This window comes from Pseudomonas sp. PSE14 (assembly GCF_029203285.1).
In the GTDB taxonomy this organism is placed as follows: Bacteria; Pseudomonadota; Gammaproteobacteria; order Pseudomonadales; family Pseudomonadaceae; genus Pseudomonas.
The window spans coordinates 4,163,708-4,179,111 of record NZ_CP115669.1; the positions used below are offsets into that span (position 1 = coordinate 4,163,708).

Below are 15,404 nucleotides of genomic sequence, written 5' to 3' on the forward strand. Positions count from 1 at the left end.
TTCGCCGGTCGCAATCGGTATGGCCCACGTCGCGTGCGGGACAGACGCGTCCGCAAGGCACTCCCAGACTGGCTGCAACGCCCAAGAATGCCGCACAAGGAACGCCGCGATGACGCACCGCCCGACCGCCGCCGAACGTCTGGAGCGCTTGCCACTGAGCCCCTACCACCGGCTGATCTTCGTGATCATCGCCCTGGCGTTCTTCTTCGACTCCATGGACCTGGCGATGATGACCTTCCTGCTCGGCTCGATCAAAGCCGAGTTCGGCCTCTCCAGCGCCCAGGCCGGACTGCTGGCCAGCTCCAGCTTCGTCGGCATGGTGGTCGGTGCGGCTCTGTCCGGGCTGCTCGCCGACCGCTTCGGGCGCAAGCCGGTGTTCCAGTGGAGCATCGTGCTCTGGGGCATCGCCAGCTACCTCTGCTCCACCGCCGGCGACGTGCAGCAACTGACCCTCTACCGCGTGCTGCTGGGGATCGGCATGGGCATGGAATTCCCCATTGCCCAGTCGCTGCTCTCGGAAATGATCCCGGCGCACAAGCGCGGCAAGTACATCGCGCTGATGGACGGCTTCTGGCCGCTGGGCTTCATCGCCGCCGGCTGCCTGTCCTACTTCGTGCTGCCGGTGGCCGGCTGGCGCAGCCTGTTCCTGCTGCTGGCCTTCCCGGCGATCTTCGTCCTGGCGATCCGCTTCATGATCCCCGAATCGCCACGCTGGCTGGAGCAGGCCGGATTGCTCGATCAGGCCGAGCGCTCCCTGCAACGCATCGAGGCCCGGGTGATGGCCTCGCTCAAGCTGAGCAGCCTGCCGGAGCCACGCCCGCTGGCGCGCCCGGAGCCGAGTGCGCCGGGCTTCTTCCGCGCCTTCGCCGAACTCTGGTCGCCGGCCTACCGGCGCCGCACCCTGACGGTCTGGAGTCTGTGGTTCTTCGCCCTGCTCGGCTTCTACGGCCTCACCTCCTGGCTCAGCGCCCTACTGCAGCAATCGGGCTTCGCCGCAACCCAGTCGGTCTACTACACGGTGCTGATTTCCCTGGCCGGCATTCCCGGCTTCCTTTGCGCGGCCTGGCTGGTCGAGCGCTGGGGCCGCAAACCGAGCTGCGTGCTGATGCTCCTGGGCGGCGGTGCGATGGCCTATGCCTACGGGCAGACGGCGGTATTCGGCGGCAGCCTGGCCCTGCTGATCGGTTTTGGCCTGGCCATGCAGTTCTTCCTGTTCGGCATGTGGGCGGTGCTCTACACCTATACGCCGGAGCTCTACCCAACTTCGGCGCGCGCTACCGGGTCGGGTTTCGCCTCGGCGGTCGGCCGCATCGGCTCGCTGCTCGGCCCCACCGTCAGCGGCGTGATCCTGCCGGTGGCCGGCCAGGGAGGCGTGTTTACCCTCGGTGCGCTGTGCTTCCTGCTCGCCGCCGGAGTGGTCTGGGCCTTCGGCATCGAGACCCGCGGCCGAACCCTGGAAGAGCTTGCTGGATGACACGCCGCCCAACGTAGGCAGGAATCGGACGAACGTATCAGCACCCCGCAGTCGCCGTGCCATGCTCTGATCGAGCTTTCCGCAACGGAGAAACAGGGTGCAATCGACTCTCGTTTATTTCGTGGCCGCCAGCCTGGACGGCTACATCGCCCGCCCCGACGGCAGCGTCGACTGGCTGCTGGGCTATGACAGCGCGACCGACGACCACGGCTACAGCGCCTTCTATGCGGGCATCGACGGTCTGCTGATGGGGCGGACCACCTACCTGCACTGCCTGACCCAAGGCGACTGGCCTTATCCGAACAAGCCAACCCTGGTCCTGACCCGCGCCAACCACCTGCCGCTGGCAGGCCCCCAGATCGAGCTGATGCATTGCCCACCGAGCGAAGCCCTGGAAACCCTCCAAACCAAGGGCTGCAAGCGAGTCTGGTTGGTTGGCGGAGGGAGTCTGGCAGGAAACTTTCTCGCCGCGGGGTTGCTCGACGAGTTGATCGTCAGCATCATTCCGCACCTGCTCGGAGCCGGCATTCCGCTGTTCAGCATCGGACTCGAGCAACGTCTGCAACTGCTGGAACAGCGCAGCTTTCCCAGTGGAATCGTGCAACTGCGTTACCAGGTCCTCAAGGAAAGTCTCTCATCATGACCCGCGCCACCATCAGCATCGCTGCCGCCTGCCTGCTCGACGACTCCGGCCGCCTGCTGCTGGTACGCAAGCGCGGCACCCAGGCCTTCATGCTACCCGGCGGCAAGCACGAGCCCGGCGAAACCTCGGTACAGGCGCTGCTGCGCGAACTGGATGAAGAACTCAATCTGCGCCTGACGGAAAACGCCCTGACGCCCCTGGGCCATTTCCAGGCCGACGCCGCCAATGAGCCCGATACCCGGGTCGACGCGCAGGTCTATGTCGCCGCCCTGCCCCACCCGGTAAGCCCGGCGGCAGAGCTGGAAGAACTGGCCTGGCTGGCTCCCGCCGCCAACACCCCGCACAAGCTCGCACCGCTCCTGCGCGAACAGGTACTGCCCGCCCTCCTCCAGCACCTGGGCTGATTCCGCCCCTAAAAACCTGCATTTCGTCGGGTTTTTACCTGCGACAGTGCGCCTCGCCTGGCTTTGCGCCATCAGAGCCACAGCGCCCCGCCATCATTGCCGAAACCCGCATGGTATAGGGCTTCAAGCTATAAGCCGTGGTCGTGACCAGTGGGTCCGTTCACATGTCACGCAACTTCCGGCAAGTCACATGGCAATCGTCAGAATCGACAGACGGTAAAAACTGTCATGAAAACTCGTTCAAAATGCCCCGAATTTTTGAACGGACAAAAAGGAAACCACGCCGAAAGCAACGGCGATCCAGCGGAGTCTGGGTGACATCAACCAGCAAGAAGACATGCCGAATGCGACGTAACATTTTGACATGCCTTTCCATAGGCTTGGCGACCCTCTTGGCCGCCACCGAGGCAACCGCCTCCTCCAAGGTCTCACGCACCTACCACCCTGCTCCGGTCGACCTGCGCGTCCCGGTCCAGGGCAGCGCCCTGCTGACCATGACGCCCCAGGCCGACAAGCCGGCCAAGAGCGAGGCGCACCAGGTCACTCAGCGCGCTTACAGCATGATCGGCACGCCCTATCGCTGGGGCGGCACCTCGCCCAAGCGCGGTTTCGACTGCAGCGGCCTGGTCAACTACGTGTTCCAGAACATCGATGAAGTCGACCTGCCGCGTACCGCGCGCGAAATCTACAGCATGCGCGGCAACCCGAAGGTGGCACGCGATGACCTTCAGCCCGGCGACCTGGTGTTCTTCCGCATCCACAATCGCCGCAATGTCGACCACGTTGGCATCTATGTCGGCGACAACCAGTTCGTTCATGCGCCGCGCCGCGGCCAGAAGGTCCGCGTTTCCGACCTCAATGGCGACTACTGGAAGCGCCATTACACCGCTGCTCGCCGCATCCTGCCGGAAACCCTGGCCAAGGCCGACGTCGGCGGCCGTCGCTTCGACTGACGGCCTGCGCTCTCCCCTTGCGGGAGAGCGCTTCCCTTCCTAGCGTTTCACCTCGAAGGCCTCGCGACGCGCCTGTCGGCGCAGCAATCGCGCGCTATCCCACCCGGTCAACAGCACGGCGATCCAGATCGGCCCGTAGGTCCAGATCTGCGCCGGATTGAACGCCTCGCCCAGGAACAGCACGGCAATGGCGAACAACAGCACCGGCTCGACATAGCTGAGAATCCCGAACAGCCCCATCGGCAGCAGCCGGCTGGACGCCATCATGGCGCCGAAGGCAAGCGCACTGATCAGCCCCAGAATCGGCAATAGCGCCCACAGCCGTGGCGTCTCCTCCAGCACCTGCCCGCTACCGGTCATCCACAGCGCCAGGAAGGCGAACGGCAGCAACACGACCATCTCGAAGACGAACCCGGACAACGCATCCACGCCCATCCTGCGGCGCAGCATGAAATACGGCGGATACCCCAGCGCAGTGATCATGGAGAACCAGGAAAACGCCCGGGTCAGCCACAGTTCATGCAGCACACCCGCGACGGCGAAGGCCACCGCGATGGCCTGCAAAGGCGTCAGTCGCTCGCCGTAGAACACTCGACCGCAGAGCACCATGGTCAGGGGCAGCAGGAAATAGCCCAGCGACAGCTCCAGGGTGCGCCCGACCATGGGCGCCCAGATGAACACACCCCACTGCACCAACATCATCGCCGCCGTCAGCGGGAAACACGCCAGCAGCCAGGGCTCGCGCAGCAGGCGCCGCCCCGCGTCACGCAACACCCCGCCCTGGCGGGTGAACCACACCAGCAACAGCACCATGGGAATCGACCAGACCACCCGGTGAGCGATCACCTGGATGCTGGTCAGCGGCTCCAACGCATGGATATAGCCCGGCAAGGTCACGAACAAAACGGACGACGCCAGGGACAGCGCCACACCACGTCCGGAAATATTCATGCGAAACGCTCCTTGTGACGACGCAAACCGAAGCGATTGACGCCCAGGGACGCGACGATCACCGCACCACCCAGCGCCAGGCGGGGCAGATCGGCCTGCTCACCCCAGATCAGCAGATTGATCAGCAGCCCCACCGGCACGTGCAGGTTATTCATCACCGCCAGGGTGCCGGCATCCACCAGGGTTCCGCCCTTGTTCCACCAGAACTGCCCCAGCGCAGTGGCCAGCAGCCCCATCCACACCAGCACGCCCCATTGCACTTCGGTGCTCGGCAGCTTCTGCGGATTGCCGAACAGCAGCCAGCCCGGCAGCGCGATCAACAGCGCCCCGACGAAGAAGTAACCGAAGCGGCGGAACTGCGGGATATCCGAGGGATAGCGCTGCACCAGATGCTTGTAGAACACCTGGCCGGCGGCAAAGGTGGCATTGGCCAGCTGCAGCAGCAGGAAACCTTCGATGTAGTCGCCGCTCACCCCGTCGTAACGAATGATCCCGGCCCCCAGCACCGCCACTCCGGCAGCCAGCAGCGCCCAGGCATTGAAGCGACGGTTCAGCGCATCATCGATCAGCGCCACGTGCAGCGGCGTCAGCACAGTGAACAGCAGCACCTCGGGCACCGTGAGCACCCGGAAGCTCTGATACAGGCAGACATAGGTAATGCCGAACTGCAGCGCCCCCACCAGCATCACGCCGGCGACGAAGCGCGGATGCACGCCGCGCCAGCGAGTCAGCGGCAGGAATACCAGTCCGGCGAGCACGACACGGGTCAGCACCGCGAAATAGCTATCGACCTGCCCAGCGAGGTACTCGCCGATCAGGCTGAAGGAAAACGCCCAGAGGACGGTAACGAAAAGCAGGTATGGCATGAGGGATGCGACCGGAACGGGGCAAGCACCATAGCGCCAGTCTCACTCTGGAGAAAAGGGCTGCGCGCCCGCCGCCTGCGAAAGGCAGAAACGAAAAAGGGCGACCGAAGTCGCCCTTTTCCTTGGATGAGGAAGCAGGGATTAGCCCTGGTTCTCCATCTGAGCACGGATCAGGTCACCAATGGTGGTCGGACCAGTACTTTCTGCGTCTTGCTTGCTACGCAGTTCTTTCATCGCATCCTTCTCGTCATCAACGTCCTTGGACTTGATGGAGAGGGAAATGACGCGGCTCTTACGGTCGATGCTGATGATCTTGGCTTCGACTTCTTCGCCTTCTTTCAGAACGTTGCGAGCGTCTTCAACGCGGTCACGGCTGATTTCGGAGGCTTTCAGGATGCCTTCGATTTCGCCGGCCAGGGTGATGACAGCGCCCTTGGCGTCAACTTCCTTCACGGTGCCGCGAACGATGGTGCCCTTCTCGTGCATCGAGGCGTAGTTGGAGAACGGATCGTCTTCCAGCTGCTTGATGCCCAGGGAGATGCGCTCACGCTCCGGATCAACGGAGAGGATGACGGTTTCCAGCTCGTCGCCCTTCTTGAAGCGGCGAACGGCTTCTTCGCCAACTTCGTTCCAGGAGATGTCGGACAGGTGAACCAGACCGTCGATGCCGCCTTCCAGGCCGATGAAGATACCGAAATCGGTGATCGACTTGATGGTGCCGGAGATCTTGTCGCCCTTGTTGAAGCGGCCGGAGAAGTCTTCCCACGGGTTGGACTTGCACTGCTTGATGCCCAGGGAGATACGACGACGCTCTTCGTCGATGTCCAGAACCTGAACTTCCACTTCGTCGCCAACCTGAACGACTTTCGACGGGTGGATGTTCTTGTTGGTCCAGTCCATTTCGGAGACGTGTACCAGGCCTTCCACGCCCTCTTCCAGCTCGGCGAAGCAGCCATAGTCGGTGAGGTTGGTGACGCGCGCGGTAACGCGGGTGCCTTCCGGGTAACGAGCCTTGATAGCAACCCATGGGTCTTCGCCCAGCTGCTTCAGACCCAGGGATACGCGGTTGCGCTCGCGGTCGAACTTCAGAACCTTGACATCGATCTCGTCGCCAACGTTGACGATTTCCGACGGATGCTTGATACGCTTCCAGGCCATGTCGGTGATGTGCAGCAGACCATCGACGCCGCCCAGGTCAACGAACGCACCGTAGTCGGTGAGGTTCTTGACGATACCCTTGACCTGCTGGCCTTCCTGCAGGGATTCCAGCAGAGCTTCACGCTCGGCGCTGTTCTCGGCTTCCAGGACGCTGCGGCGGGAAACGACAACGTTGTTGCGCTTCTGGTCCAGCTTGATGACCTTGAACTCGAGCTCTTTGCCTTCCAGGTGAGTGGTGTCGCGTACCGGACGCACATCCACCAGGGAGCCCGGCAGGAACGCGCGGATACCGCTGACGTCGACGGTGAAACCGCCTTTGACCTTGCCGTTGATGACGCCCTTGACCACTTCGTCAGCGTTGAAGGCAGCTTCCAGAACCAGCCAGGATTCTGCACGCTTGGCTTTTTCGCGGGACAGCTTGGTCTCACCGAAGCCATCTTCAACCGCGTCCAGCGCAACGTGGACTTCGTCACCCACCTTGATGGTCAGCTCGCCCTGTTCGTTGTAGAACTGCTCGACCGGGATGACGCCCTCGGATTTCAGACCGGCATGAACGGTAACCCAGTCACCGTCGATGTCGACCACCAGGCCGGTGATGATGGCACCGGGCTGCATGTCGAGGGATTTCAGACTTTCTTCAAAGAGTTCTGCGAAGCTTTCGCTCATGTCTATACCTGTAGTCAAAGGCTTGTAAGCCCGATTCCGCGTCACCAGCAAACACGGTCAAGTGATGAAAAAGAAGCCAGCAGGATCAAGACTGGTATCCTGCCGGCCCCCTGTTGCACCCGCCGAAACGGGCACTCCACATTCAGATTTTAAGGGAACGCTTCGCTCAATATGGGCGAAACCCTCCCGATACAAGGTCTGGAATGGTAGCAACGCTCCACAGCCGCGTCAATTGGAGCTGGACGACACGCGGAGGCGTCCCCACCACTCCCTGCAGCGTCGCAATGGAGCCGTCAGACGCCAGGAGCGGCTTGCGAGCGTCTGATCCAGACGGAGCTGCAGACCGCCTGCTTGATGACGTAGTGCATCTATTTCCAGCGCTAAGCCCTGGGCCTGCCCTCGCGACACCGCCAAATCCTGCGTCAGAGCCGTGATTTGCCTGGCACAAGCTTCTGATTGCTCCCGCCAGCTACTCTCAGCCTGTCGGAACCAGCTCTCAGCCTCCGCACGCCCGATCTGCTCCTGCCGAATGGTGTGTTCGAGTGTCGAAATCCATGCTGCCTGCTCTTGGCTGTTGCTCTCGACTTGGCGGAGCCAGCTTTCAGCTTCTGCACGTCCAGCCTGCTCCTGTCGGATGGTCTGCTCAAGCGTCGAAATCCACTTAGCCTGCTCTTGACAGTTGCTCTCGACTTGGCGGAGCCAGCTTTCAGCTTCTGCACGCCCAGCCTGCTCCTGTCGGATGGTCTGCTCAAGCGTCGAAATCCACTTAGCCTGCTCTTGACAGTTGCTCTCGACTTGGCGGAGCCAGCTTTCAGCTTCTGCACGCCCAGCCTGCTCCTGCCGGATGGTCTGCTCGAGTGTCGAAATCCACTTGGTCAGCTCAGTCTCCCGATGCAACCAACTTTCATTGCATTGCCGCAGACGCACCTCTTGCTGCTGGCAGAACTGGCCAGTCGCCCATAGTTCCATGTCCCATCGGCCACATTGCCGGAGTAATGGCAAGAGATCAGCGAACCGCCCATCGAATTGCTCAATCTCTCCTAACAGCACCTGCTCAGCACCTCTGACGTGCCTAGAGCTCAGAGCGAGCAGAATTTGATATAGCCGCACCAGATCAGGAAAACTATCCGTATGCTGCTCCAGTGTTTCCAGATCGTAGTTGGCGTGGCGCAATCCGGGGTCGAACACCTGGCTCCGAAACCATGCCAGCATCTGTGGATCAGCCTGCAACCCTAGCCATGCGGCTATCGCCCCCAAGGCCGCGTCCGGCCGCTCAAGGAAACGGTCGTAGTCAATAACTACGAATCGCTTGCCAACAGCGAACCGCAGCGCCCGCACCATATGCTCATACCAAAGCAACAGGCCTTTACCGGTCGAGAATCCATCCCGGGTAGTCAGCGACGCTGACACACTGAGAGGATTCCTCAGCGGGATCAACAGCGAGTAATCAACTTTCAGGCGATCCAGCACCGGCGACCAGATATCTATTAGACGCGGCATACGAGGATCCTTGAGCCCAAGCACCCCTTCGCCGCTCAGCCGAAACTTCAGCCATCGAGCGATCTGCAACTGGAAACGCCAGCGAGTACCGGCCTCCATCTGCGTGCAATCCACCCCCAGCGTCGAGGACGTCACGCCCAGCGCCTGGTACATACGCTCATTGATCTCCACCACGACCCGATCCTCCCAGAACCCCTTGGGATTATCTGGGGCAGGTCCAATCAGTTCGCTGCCATATTCGACGCCCAGCCCCTCCAGTGCTGCAGAAAGCAAACTCGTACCAGAGCGGTGCATACCGAGGGTTATCACTAACCGCTTCACTGCGCGCCCCCGATCGACTTGCCCTGCACAGGATCCAGCGTCAACTTCCGCAGATTGGGCAATATCCATCGATCAACGACCGGACGGGTTCTCAGGTAGTTTTCATAAAACTGAGCGAACTGCGACCTATCCATCAACTCTGGTAGTCGGTAAACCACATCAGCGATGGCATCTATCCATGCTGGCAATTTCCGATCGGATTCCGACAGCACATGTAACGAGCGAGCGTCAAGGCGAGCAACCAGAACCTCTGGGTCAATGTCTTCGACTCGGCTATCTCCTCCTATATACAAGGCGAGAACTCCTTTCGGATGCAGCCGATACTGAGAGGGGAGTGACAGATTGCAGAATGGGTTGCCGGTGGGTCTGCTCCGATAGTTTGCTACTAGCCCCCTACGCCAGGCAGCATCGTGAAACAGACGTGGATGGATTCGACGCAGCATACCCTTGATCTGCCTAGCATTGCGGTTAGCTCGTTCAAGCCGTGACTCACCGTGCTTCCGATAAAGTAACATCGGCTCCATGAGTACCTTTCCCCGAATACCCAGACTGGCCATGCGCATCCAGAAGTCCCAGTCCTCGTAAAGCAGCTCACGGGACTCACTGAACCCGGCAACCCGAATCCAATCGTCCCGATGGAACACAGCAGAGACTCCCAGGTGGTTGACGAAGCGCAGCAGGCCAGGATGCAAGTCAAAGGTATGCCGAACGCCGCGCTCACAACCAAAGAACTCGATCCAGCCATGAACTAGGCGCACACCCAGGTCACTTTCCAGCACGACGGCACATTTCTCCAGATAGGAGTCAGCTAGGCAATCATCGGAATCCAGACAACAGATATAACGACCTCTGGCGTGCCGAATCCCAAGGTTGCGTGCAGCGCCTGGCCCAGCGTTCGGCTGACGTAACAGACAAATGCTCGTCATCCGTTTGAGCAATGCAAGCAGGTGCAAAGTCCTACGCTCGGTCGATCCATCATCCACCACGATGACCTCGAAGTCCTGTAGCGTCTGCGAGCACAGGCTGCGCAGGGCATCCAGCAAAAACCTACCGTGGTTGTGGCACGGAACCACCACGCTGATCAGGGGCTGGCTGGAGTCGCGACGCGCAACCATCGCCCCTCGCTCCAGCATCGGCACATGAATGCATTGGTGCATAAGTTGGAACAGCAGGGAGCGACTTAGTCGCCGGATCGCGAGATATAAGCGCCTCATGGGCACCTGACTTCGGCGACCGTAAAAGCGGCTCGCGGGACATACCCCGGAATGGCCATCACGCCAGCTTTGAACTTCTGCCAAGAGTGCCGTTGCAGCACTGTCTCCTGGGCCGCTACCGCTCTCAACCGCGCGCCCTCGACATCACCGAAAACTTCCCGTAAAGCCTGCACAAAGCAGGAGGCCCCCGCATTGCCCGGCAACAGATACCCCCGAGTATCGGATACCAGCTCAGCAACCCCACCTACATCAGGCGTCACGATGGGGAGCCCTGCTGCAGCCGCCTCCAACAAGACATTGGGTAGCCCATCATAAGCCGAGGTATAAAGAAACGCTGCGTAATCACCAGCCCGGGCGATGCACCAGAAGTCATCGAAAGCGCCTGCCATTCTAACATTCGGTAATGCCTGCAAGCGCCGCAGCAGCTCGGCATCGTACTCCGAAGCTGTCTCACCAAAGACGTCGAACTGAATATCTGGAGCTAACGCTGCAATGGCATAGAGAAGCTCGGGGCGCTTCTGCGAAGCCAGACGCCCAGCCCAAAGTACCCGAGTACCGGACCGCGATGGCTCACTGATCGCCCCCACATAGGGGAAATACAGGGCATGCAGAATTTCCGCCGGTACACCGTCGCGCCTGTGGATATCCCACTTGAACTGCTGGTTGTCAGTGATAATTCCAGCGAGATGCATACTGGTAGTCGGCACGTAATCGGTAGCGTAACCGCAGCGAATACCATTGAGATCGAAGTCGTCACAATAAAGACTGGCAAATAATGCCTTGCCACTGCTGACCAGGGCCTTGCCGAAGCCTTCGAACAACTGCCACCCCAATTGCGAATTGACGAGATGCACGGTGGTTGCGGGCGACTGAAGCAGCAACCGCAAAAGTACTATGCGCCGATCCTCCTCTGAGGCCTCTCGTGCAATACGACCATACTCAACAACACGGGCACTGACGGGCAAACGATGCAACCATGGAGACAGCACATCGCGCGTCACCACCACCGTCGTTCGCCACCCCAACTCGTCGCAGAGTCGGATGTGATGAAGAACACCCAGATCGGCACCACCACGCATCATATGCGGAATGAGGAAGATGATCTGTGGCCGGCTCTCAATGAAATCGTCCAGCAGCTGCCGATATAGGCAAGCAGCGTAGGTGTCCTCTACCGGCTGCCAAGCATGATAGCGAGCCAGCAACTCCGGAGTCGGGTACAAGGCCGGCTCGATGGTCGCCAACTCACACATCTCTTCGACAATCCAAGCAGGCAGCACGGACGACCCCAGGCCTGCGAGCCCATCATCCATGCTACTGAATGATCCAGACACTCCATCCTGTGTGGGCAACGAGTCAATCGACACATCTAGGAAATAATCGCGGCGCATCCGGCGACAGAATCGAACGAAGCGCTGCATCTGGTGCTCACTCAAACACTGGCGTAAGACTCGTGCCAGCAGAAAATACCCTTGCCATGTAACACGGGCGAATGTGCTATCGACTTTCAACTTCACTTCATTACCTGCCGATTCCACAGTGTGGTCGCAAAGAAGGGGCCAGGGCGTACCACGACCTGCTGCTGCAACCCCAAGTTCTGACGCGAGCCTGCAGCCTTGCGTCGATAAAAGAGCACGGTCCCGGGGGCAGTCGTGTGCTTATACCCAGCTGCCAAGACGCACAGGCTCCAGTCCCAGTCCTCGTAGCCAAAGCCGTTATATTCCATGTTGGCCTGACGGTACGGACACTGGACGAACAGTTCCCGCCGAGCGAATACCGTGGATGCCCACAGATGGTGTTTGAAGCAGGTTTCAAGGCTGCCGCCGCCGCTCAACTGATCAGTCAGTCGCGTCATTTCCCAACGGCCGCCAAAGGTCAACAAATAGTCGGTGTGCACCACAACTTGAGACCGGTTGCGTAAAACCCGAACCGACTCGATGATCCAATTCGCGGTGCAATAGTCATCACCGTCCAGAATGCCTATCCAGTCACCGGACGACTGCTCGATGCCGTGGTTTCTCGCCAAACCAGGATCGCCGTGCTGAGACATCAACACCCGATCACCTTCACGCAGCACCGGATGGGACTCAACTACCCGTTGGGTATGCTCATCCGCTCGATCCAGAACGGCTACCAGTTGCACCTGCAACCCCAACCTTTCTGCTACAACACGCCCCCGCTCAACCCCCAGCAGAGTCCAATGTGCAATGCCACCTTCGGCATGAAAGGTCATCACCACCGACACTTGGTCACTTTCTCCATGTGCCACTGCGAGCTCATCGAACTCTTTCACAAGCGCCTCTTCAATACTTTCCATGGATACGCTACTCACAAAGTGTATTGCAGGCGCTCGGCCACATCGCGCAGCACACCGGCAACCAGATCGCGTTCCGTAGGCGGCAACTCCTTCCGCCAAGGGACAGGCTCCAGAGCAGGCAGTGGCTCTTGACTCAACAATAGAGCCGTCATCTTCTCGGGCGCAGCGACCAGATCCTCGTAACGCATCCAGCGCACCCGCGGACCGGCCTCCAGCAACTGGATGACTAGGAAGCGCCACCAGAGCGCTCGACGCAGCGCGGGATGGCTGACATCAGCAATCTCCCGGAGCATCAAGCGACTTCGCTCGCTGAGTGCAGGGTCGTCAGGATTACCCAGCGGCTGGGATACCAGATCGGCATTACGCAGATGCTTGAACGTCGATACCCAGGAGGCGAGACAGTCATAGGGGTGTCGCACCAGAGCAATGAACTTTGCCTTTGGCATCACCCGCAGAAGGGCGGGCAGGCGGACCAGATAGGCCAAGGTATTCTTGGTTCCCAAGGTAAATCCGGGTACAGGCGAGGAAACCTGGTATGGCAGTGCAATGTCCTGCTCGCGAGCTGTGTCATCGACTAGCCGGCCATTCAGGTGCTTATTCAGCACAGGCCTTCCGGCCAGAATTTCTCGCCGCAGCTCCGCATAGAAACAGGGGATGCCCCAGGGCTCCTCCCCCCGAGTCAAACTCTGAAATATCTGCGCCGGCTCATTGATAACTACTGTCTGTGGACGTTCGGAAAGCAGCCGACAAAGGAAGCTGGTCCCACTCCTGGGCAGACCGGTGATAATGAGGTTTGTCCCCTCGCTATTGGCCTCTTGAGCGACCGGTGCAGGGCACAACACTGCCTTGATATCGCTGCAGACCTGGCGCCAAGCCGGATAGAGTTCAAGCGTTCGAGTCAGTTCGGGCCATTGCGACTGCAGAGTTTGCAGGTCTCGTAGCAGCGCTGGCTCCCGAGCCAAAACCTCGGGGTCATGGTAGTGACAAAAGTAAGGATCATTACCTGCATCCAATGGTTTGAGATGCAACGGGTAGTTGTAACGGTCGCTCAGCACCTCGGTATGTCGCTGCATATGCGCCAAGGCCAACGGCAACGCCAGTTGATCTAGCCAAGGCCACTTGTAGTCGATGTCAGTGGCTGCTTCGATCTCGCGGGCAATCCGCTGCCACTGCTGGGCGAACTCTGCTGGCCCATGTACCCAGATAAACCCGGCATTGAAATAGGGCGGCATTAAATCGCCCGACAGACTGGCCACTACCCGAGCCTCGGGCAACGCTAGCCCTACCAGCGCATATAAACGCCCCCAATAGCTCGCTGACGTCGACACCAGTGCAAGATCGGCAGGCTTCAGAGCAGCCTCATACCGTTGCAGATAGGCGAAGTCTGGTGCAGCTCGACAATACATATCGCTATCGAGGAACAAGCAATGACCATCAGCGCCACCAAGCGCCAGCGCGGCGAATTTGTTGCCGATGGGATAGCCGACGCCGAAGGGACTCTCTATCGGCAGGCATTCAATCTCCAAGCGTCTGAGCAACTGCTCTGTCGACGGGCTTAACGCCCCCCAGAGATGATCCGGCATGACCACCGCCGCGATGATGCGCAACCTATGGTCAAAGCCGAGCCTGGCGCGCAGCGAAGCCGCCAGAACCGCCGATTTAGCCTCCAACGGGCCACCGTGGATAACGAAGACAAGGGTGACCGCCCCCTGTTTCTCCGGGTGATGGACGTTAGGATTCACGGCAGTAACACCTCGATCGAGCCGTGCAAATTCACCACCGCATCAAAGCGCTTCTCCGGGCTTTCCACCCGGAAGGAAATAACGCCTACCTGCTTGTCCAGGAGCACCTGGACCTTCTCTGAAATGGCATCGTCAAGACGTAGGGTCAATGCATAATCGCCATCCTGCAAATCCGCAACAAAGCTGAAACGCACACGAATCAGGCCGTTGTCACCCGTAACCAGTGCGAGCCCCAACTGACTGTTGTTTACGGCATACAAGTTGTAGCCACGCACGTCGCGCAGCACCAGGGTGAGCCTGGGGCAACGTACCGGCTCGAACAGTTGGACACTCACGTCCAGGCTGATTCGTTCGCCACTGATGAAATGGCCATGCTCAGCACCGTCGCCAACAAAAGACACGGACTGTATGCGACCAAGCCCGTTGCCAAATACCATGCTGTCGTGACGCGCCTGCTGAATCTCCGTCAAATGTGATCTGATAACAGGTGTAGTGTCTCGCAGATAGAGCTCACAACCGGTCTCACAATCCCCATCGAACTGGACAACTCCACGCTTCAAATAGATCACCCGATTGCAATACGCCTTTATCAACTGCAGATCATGTGAAACCAGGATGATCGTTACCCCTCGCTCGAGAAGTTGATCTAGGCGGCTCAAGCATTTGAACTGAAACTGGGCATCGCCAACCGCCAGCGCTTCGTCGACTATGACGATATCGGCATCGACATGAGCGGTGATCGCAAAAGCGAGGCGCACAACCATCCCACTGGAATAGGTTTTTACCGGTTGATCGATGAACTCGCCAATTTCGGCGAACTCAATGACTGCGGCTTGGCGAGCAGCAAACTCTTCTGCACTCAAACCGAGTAGTCGTGCAGTGAACTCGATGTTCCTGCGGCCAGTTTCCTCGGGATCGAAGCCAGCACCCAACTCCAGCAATGCAGCAATACGCCCCTGCCGAGAGACCGAGCCAACAGAGGGAGAGACCGTGCCGGCGAGAATCTGTAAAAGAGTCGATTTTCCGCTGCCATTACGCCCGATGACGCCCAGTACCTCACCACGCGCCACCCCGAAAGATACATCCTGCAGCGCCCAGAACTCTCGATGGAGGCCGAAACCCTCACCCAACAATGCCTGTAGGAAACGCAACCCAGATCTTTCGAAGATATGGAACATTTTCCCCAATCGATCAGCAC

At 59.7% G+C, this 15,404-nt stretch carries 13 protein-coding genes; 4 read left to right on the forward strand and 9 right to left on the reverse strand.

What is annotated here, in order from left to right:
- Positions 1-109 precede the first annotated feature (109 nt).
- From O6P39_RS19070 to O6P39_RS19085, 4 genes are all read left to right on the forward strand, one after another.
- Entirely contained in the window at positions 110-1,474 is a 1,365-nt protein-coding gene (locus O6P39_RS19070; protein ID WP_275608011.1) for an MFS transporter, read from the forward strand.
- A 97-nt stretch (positions 1,475-1,571) separates the two neighbouring features.
- Positions 1,572-2,117: a dihydrofolate reductase family protein gene (locus tag O6P39_RS19075; protein ID WP_275608012.1), complete on the forward strand. Its 546-nt coding sequence runs from the start codon at positions 1,572-1,574 to the stop codon at positions 2,115-2,117.
- Positions 2,114-2,521, forward strand: a complete 408-nt coding sequence (locus O6P39_RS19080; RefSeq protein WP_275608013.1) for an NUDIX domain-containing protein — start codon at positions 2,114-2,116, stop codon at positions 2,519-2,521. Before O6P39_RS19075 ends, O6P39_RS19080 begins: the two co-directional genes overlap by 4 nt.
- Positions 2,522-2,865: 344 nt before the next feature.
- Positions 2,866-3,474 (forward strand): C40 family peptidase, encoded by a 609-nt coding sequence (locus O6P39_RS19085; RefSeq protein WP_275608014.1) that lies wholly within the window; start codon positions 2,866-2,868, stop codon positions 3,472-3,474.
- Between the two features lie 39 nt (positions 3,475-3,513).
- Here O6P39_RS19085 and rarD read toward each other — a convergent pair whose 3' ends face one another.
- The 9 genes from rarD to O6P39_RS19130 all read right to left on the reverse strand — a co-directional run bounded on the left by rarD (position 3,514) and on the right by O6P39_RS19130 (position 15,384).
- Positions 3,514-4,425, reverse strand: a complete 912-nt coding sequence (gene rarD / locus O6P39_RS19090) for an EamA family transporter RarD (RefSeq protein ID WP_275608015.1) — start codon at positions 4,423-4,425, stop codon at positions 3,514-3,516.
- Positions 4,422-5,291 (reverse strand): carboxylate/amino acid/amine transporter, encoded by an 870-nt coding sequence (locus tag O6P39_RS19095; RefSeq protein ID WP_275608016.1) that lies wholly within the window; start codon positions 5,289-5,291, stop codon positions 4,422-4,424. Before O6P39_RS19095 ends, rarD begins: the two co-directional genes overlap by 4 nt.
- Positions 5,292-5,432: 141 nt before the next feature.
- On the reverse strand, positions 5,433-7,115 hold the full coding sequence (gene rpsA, locus O6P39_RS19100) for a 30S ribosomal protein S1 (protein ID WP_275608017.1): 1,683 nt from the start codon (positions 7,113-7,115) through the stop codon (positions 5,433-5,435).
- Between the two features lie 228 nt (positions 7,116-7,343).
- Positions 7,344-9,005, reverse strand: coding sequence for a hypothetical protein (locus O6P39_RS19105; RefSeq protein WP_275608018.1), 1,662 nt, complete (start codon positions 9,003-9,005; stop codon positions 7,344-7,346).
- On the reverse strand, positions 8,933-9,979 hold the full coding sequence (locus tag O6P39_RS19110; protein ID WP_275608019.1) for a glycosyltransferase family A protein: 1,047 nt from the start codon (positions 9,977-9,979) through the stop codon (positions 8,933-8,935). The genes O6P39_RS19105 and O6P39_RS19110 overlap by 73 nt, the downstream gene beginning before the upstream one ends.
- A gap of 167 nt (positions 9,980-10,146) precedes the next feature.
- Entirely contained in the window at positions 10,147-11,460 is a 1,314-nt protein-coding gene (locus O6P39_RS19115) for a glycosyltransferase family 4 protein (RefSeq protein WP_275608020.1), read from the reverse strand.
- Between the two features lie 200 nt (positions 11,461-11,660).
- The gene (locus O6P39_RS19120; protein ID WP_275608021.1) at positions 11,661-12,464 is read right to left on the reverse strand and encodes a glycosyltransferase family A protein; all 804 of its coding nucleotides are present in this window, start codon (positions 12,462-12,464) and stop codon (positions 11,661-11,663) included.
- An 11-nt stretch (positions 12,465-12,475) separates the two neighbouring features.
- Positions 12,476-14,206 (reverse strand): sulfotransferase, encoded by a 1,731-nt coding sequence (locus O6P39_RS19125; RefSeq protein WP_275608022.1) that lies wholly within the window; start codon positions 14,204-14,206, stop codon positions 12,476-12,478.
- The gene (locus O6P39_RS19130; RefSeq protein ID WP_275608023.1) at positions 14,203-15,384 is read right to left on the reverse strand and encodes an ABC transporter ATP-binding protein; all 1,182 of its coding nucleotides are present in this window, start codon (positions 15,382-15,384) and stop codon (positions 14,203-14,205) included. The genes O6P39_RS19125 and O6P39_RS19130 overlap by 4 nt, the downstream gene beginning before the upstream one ends.
- Positions 15,385-15,404 lie beyond the last annotated feature (20 nt).

Coding starts and splice junctions, on each gene's coding strand:
- O6P39_RS19070 (WP_275608011.1), top strand. CDS start 110: ATGACGCACCGCCCGACCGCCGCCGAACGTCTGGAGCGCTTGCCACTG.
- O6P39_RS19080 (WP_275608013.1), top strand. CDS start 2,114: ATGACCCGCGCCACCATCAGCATCGCTGCCGCCTGCCTGCTCGACGAC.
- O6P39_RS19085 (WP_275608014.1), top strand. CDS start 2,866: ATGCGACGTAACATTTTGACATGCCTTTCCATAGGCTTGGCGACCCTC.
- rarD (WP_275608015.1), bottom strand. CDS start 4,425: ATGAATATTTCCGGACGTGGTGTGGCGCTGTCCCTGGCGTCGTCCGTT.
- O6P39_RS19095 (WP_275608016.1), bottom strand. CDS start 5,291: ATGCCATACCTGCTTTTCGTTACCGTCCTCTGGGCGTTTTCCTTCAGC.
- rpsA (WP_275608017.1), bottom strand. CDS start 7,115: ATGAGCGAAAGCTTCGCAGAACTCTTTGAAGAAAGTCTGAAATCCCTC.
- O6P39_RS19105 (WP_275608018.1), bottom strand. CDS start 9,005: ATGGATATTGCCCAATCTGCGGAAGTTGACGCTGGATCCTGTGCAGGG.
- O6P39_RS19115 (WP_275608020.1), bottom strand. CDS start 11,460: ATGGATGATGGGCTCGCAGGCCTGGGGTCGTCCGTGCTGCCTGCTTGG.
- O6P39_RS19120 (WP_275608021.1), bottom strand. CDS start 12,464: ATGGAAAGTATTGAAGAGGCGCTTGTGAAAGAGTTCGATGAGCTCGCA.
- O6P39_RS19130 (WP_275608023.1), bottom strand. CDS start 15,384: ATGTTCCATATCTTCGAAAGATCTGGGTTGCGTTTCCTACAGGCATTG.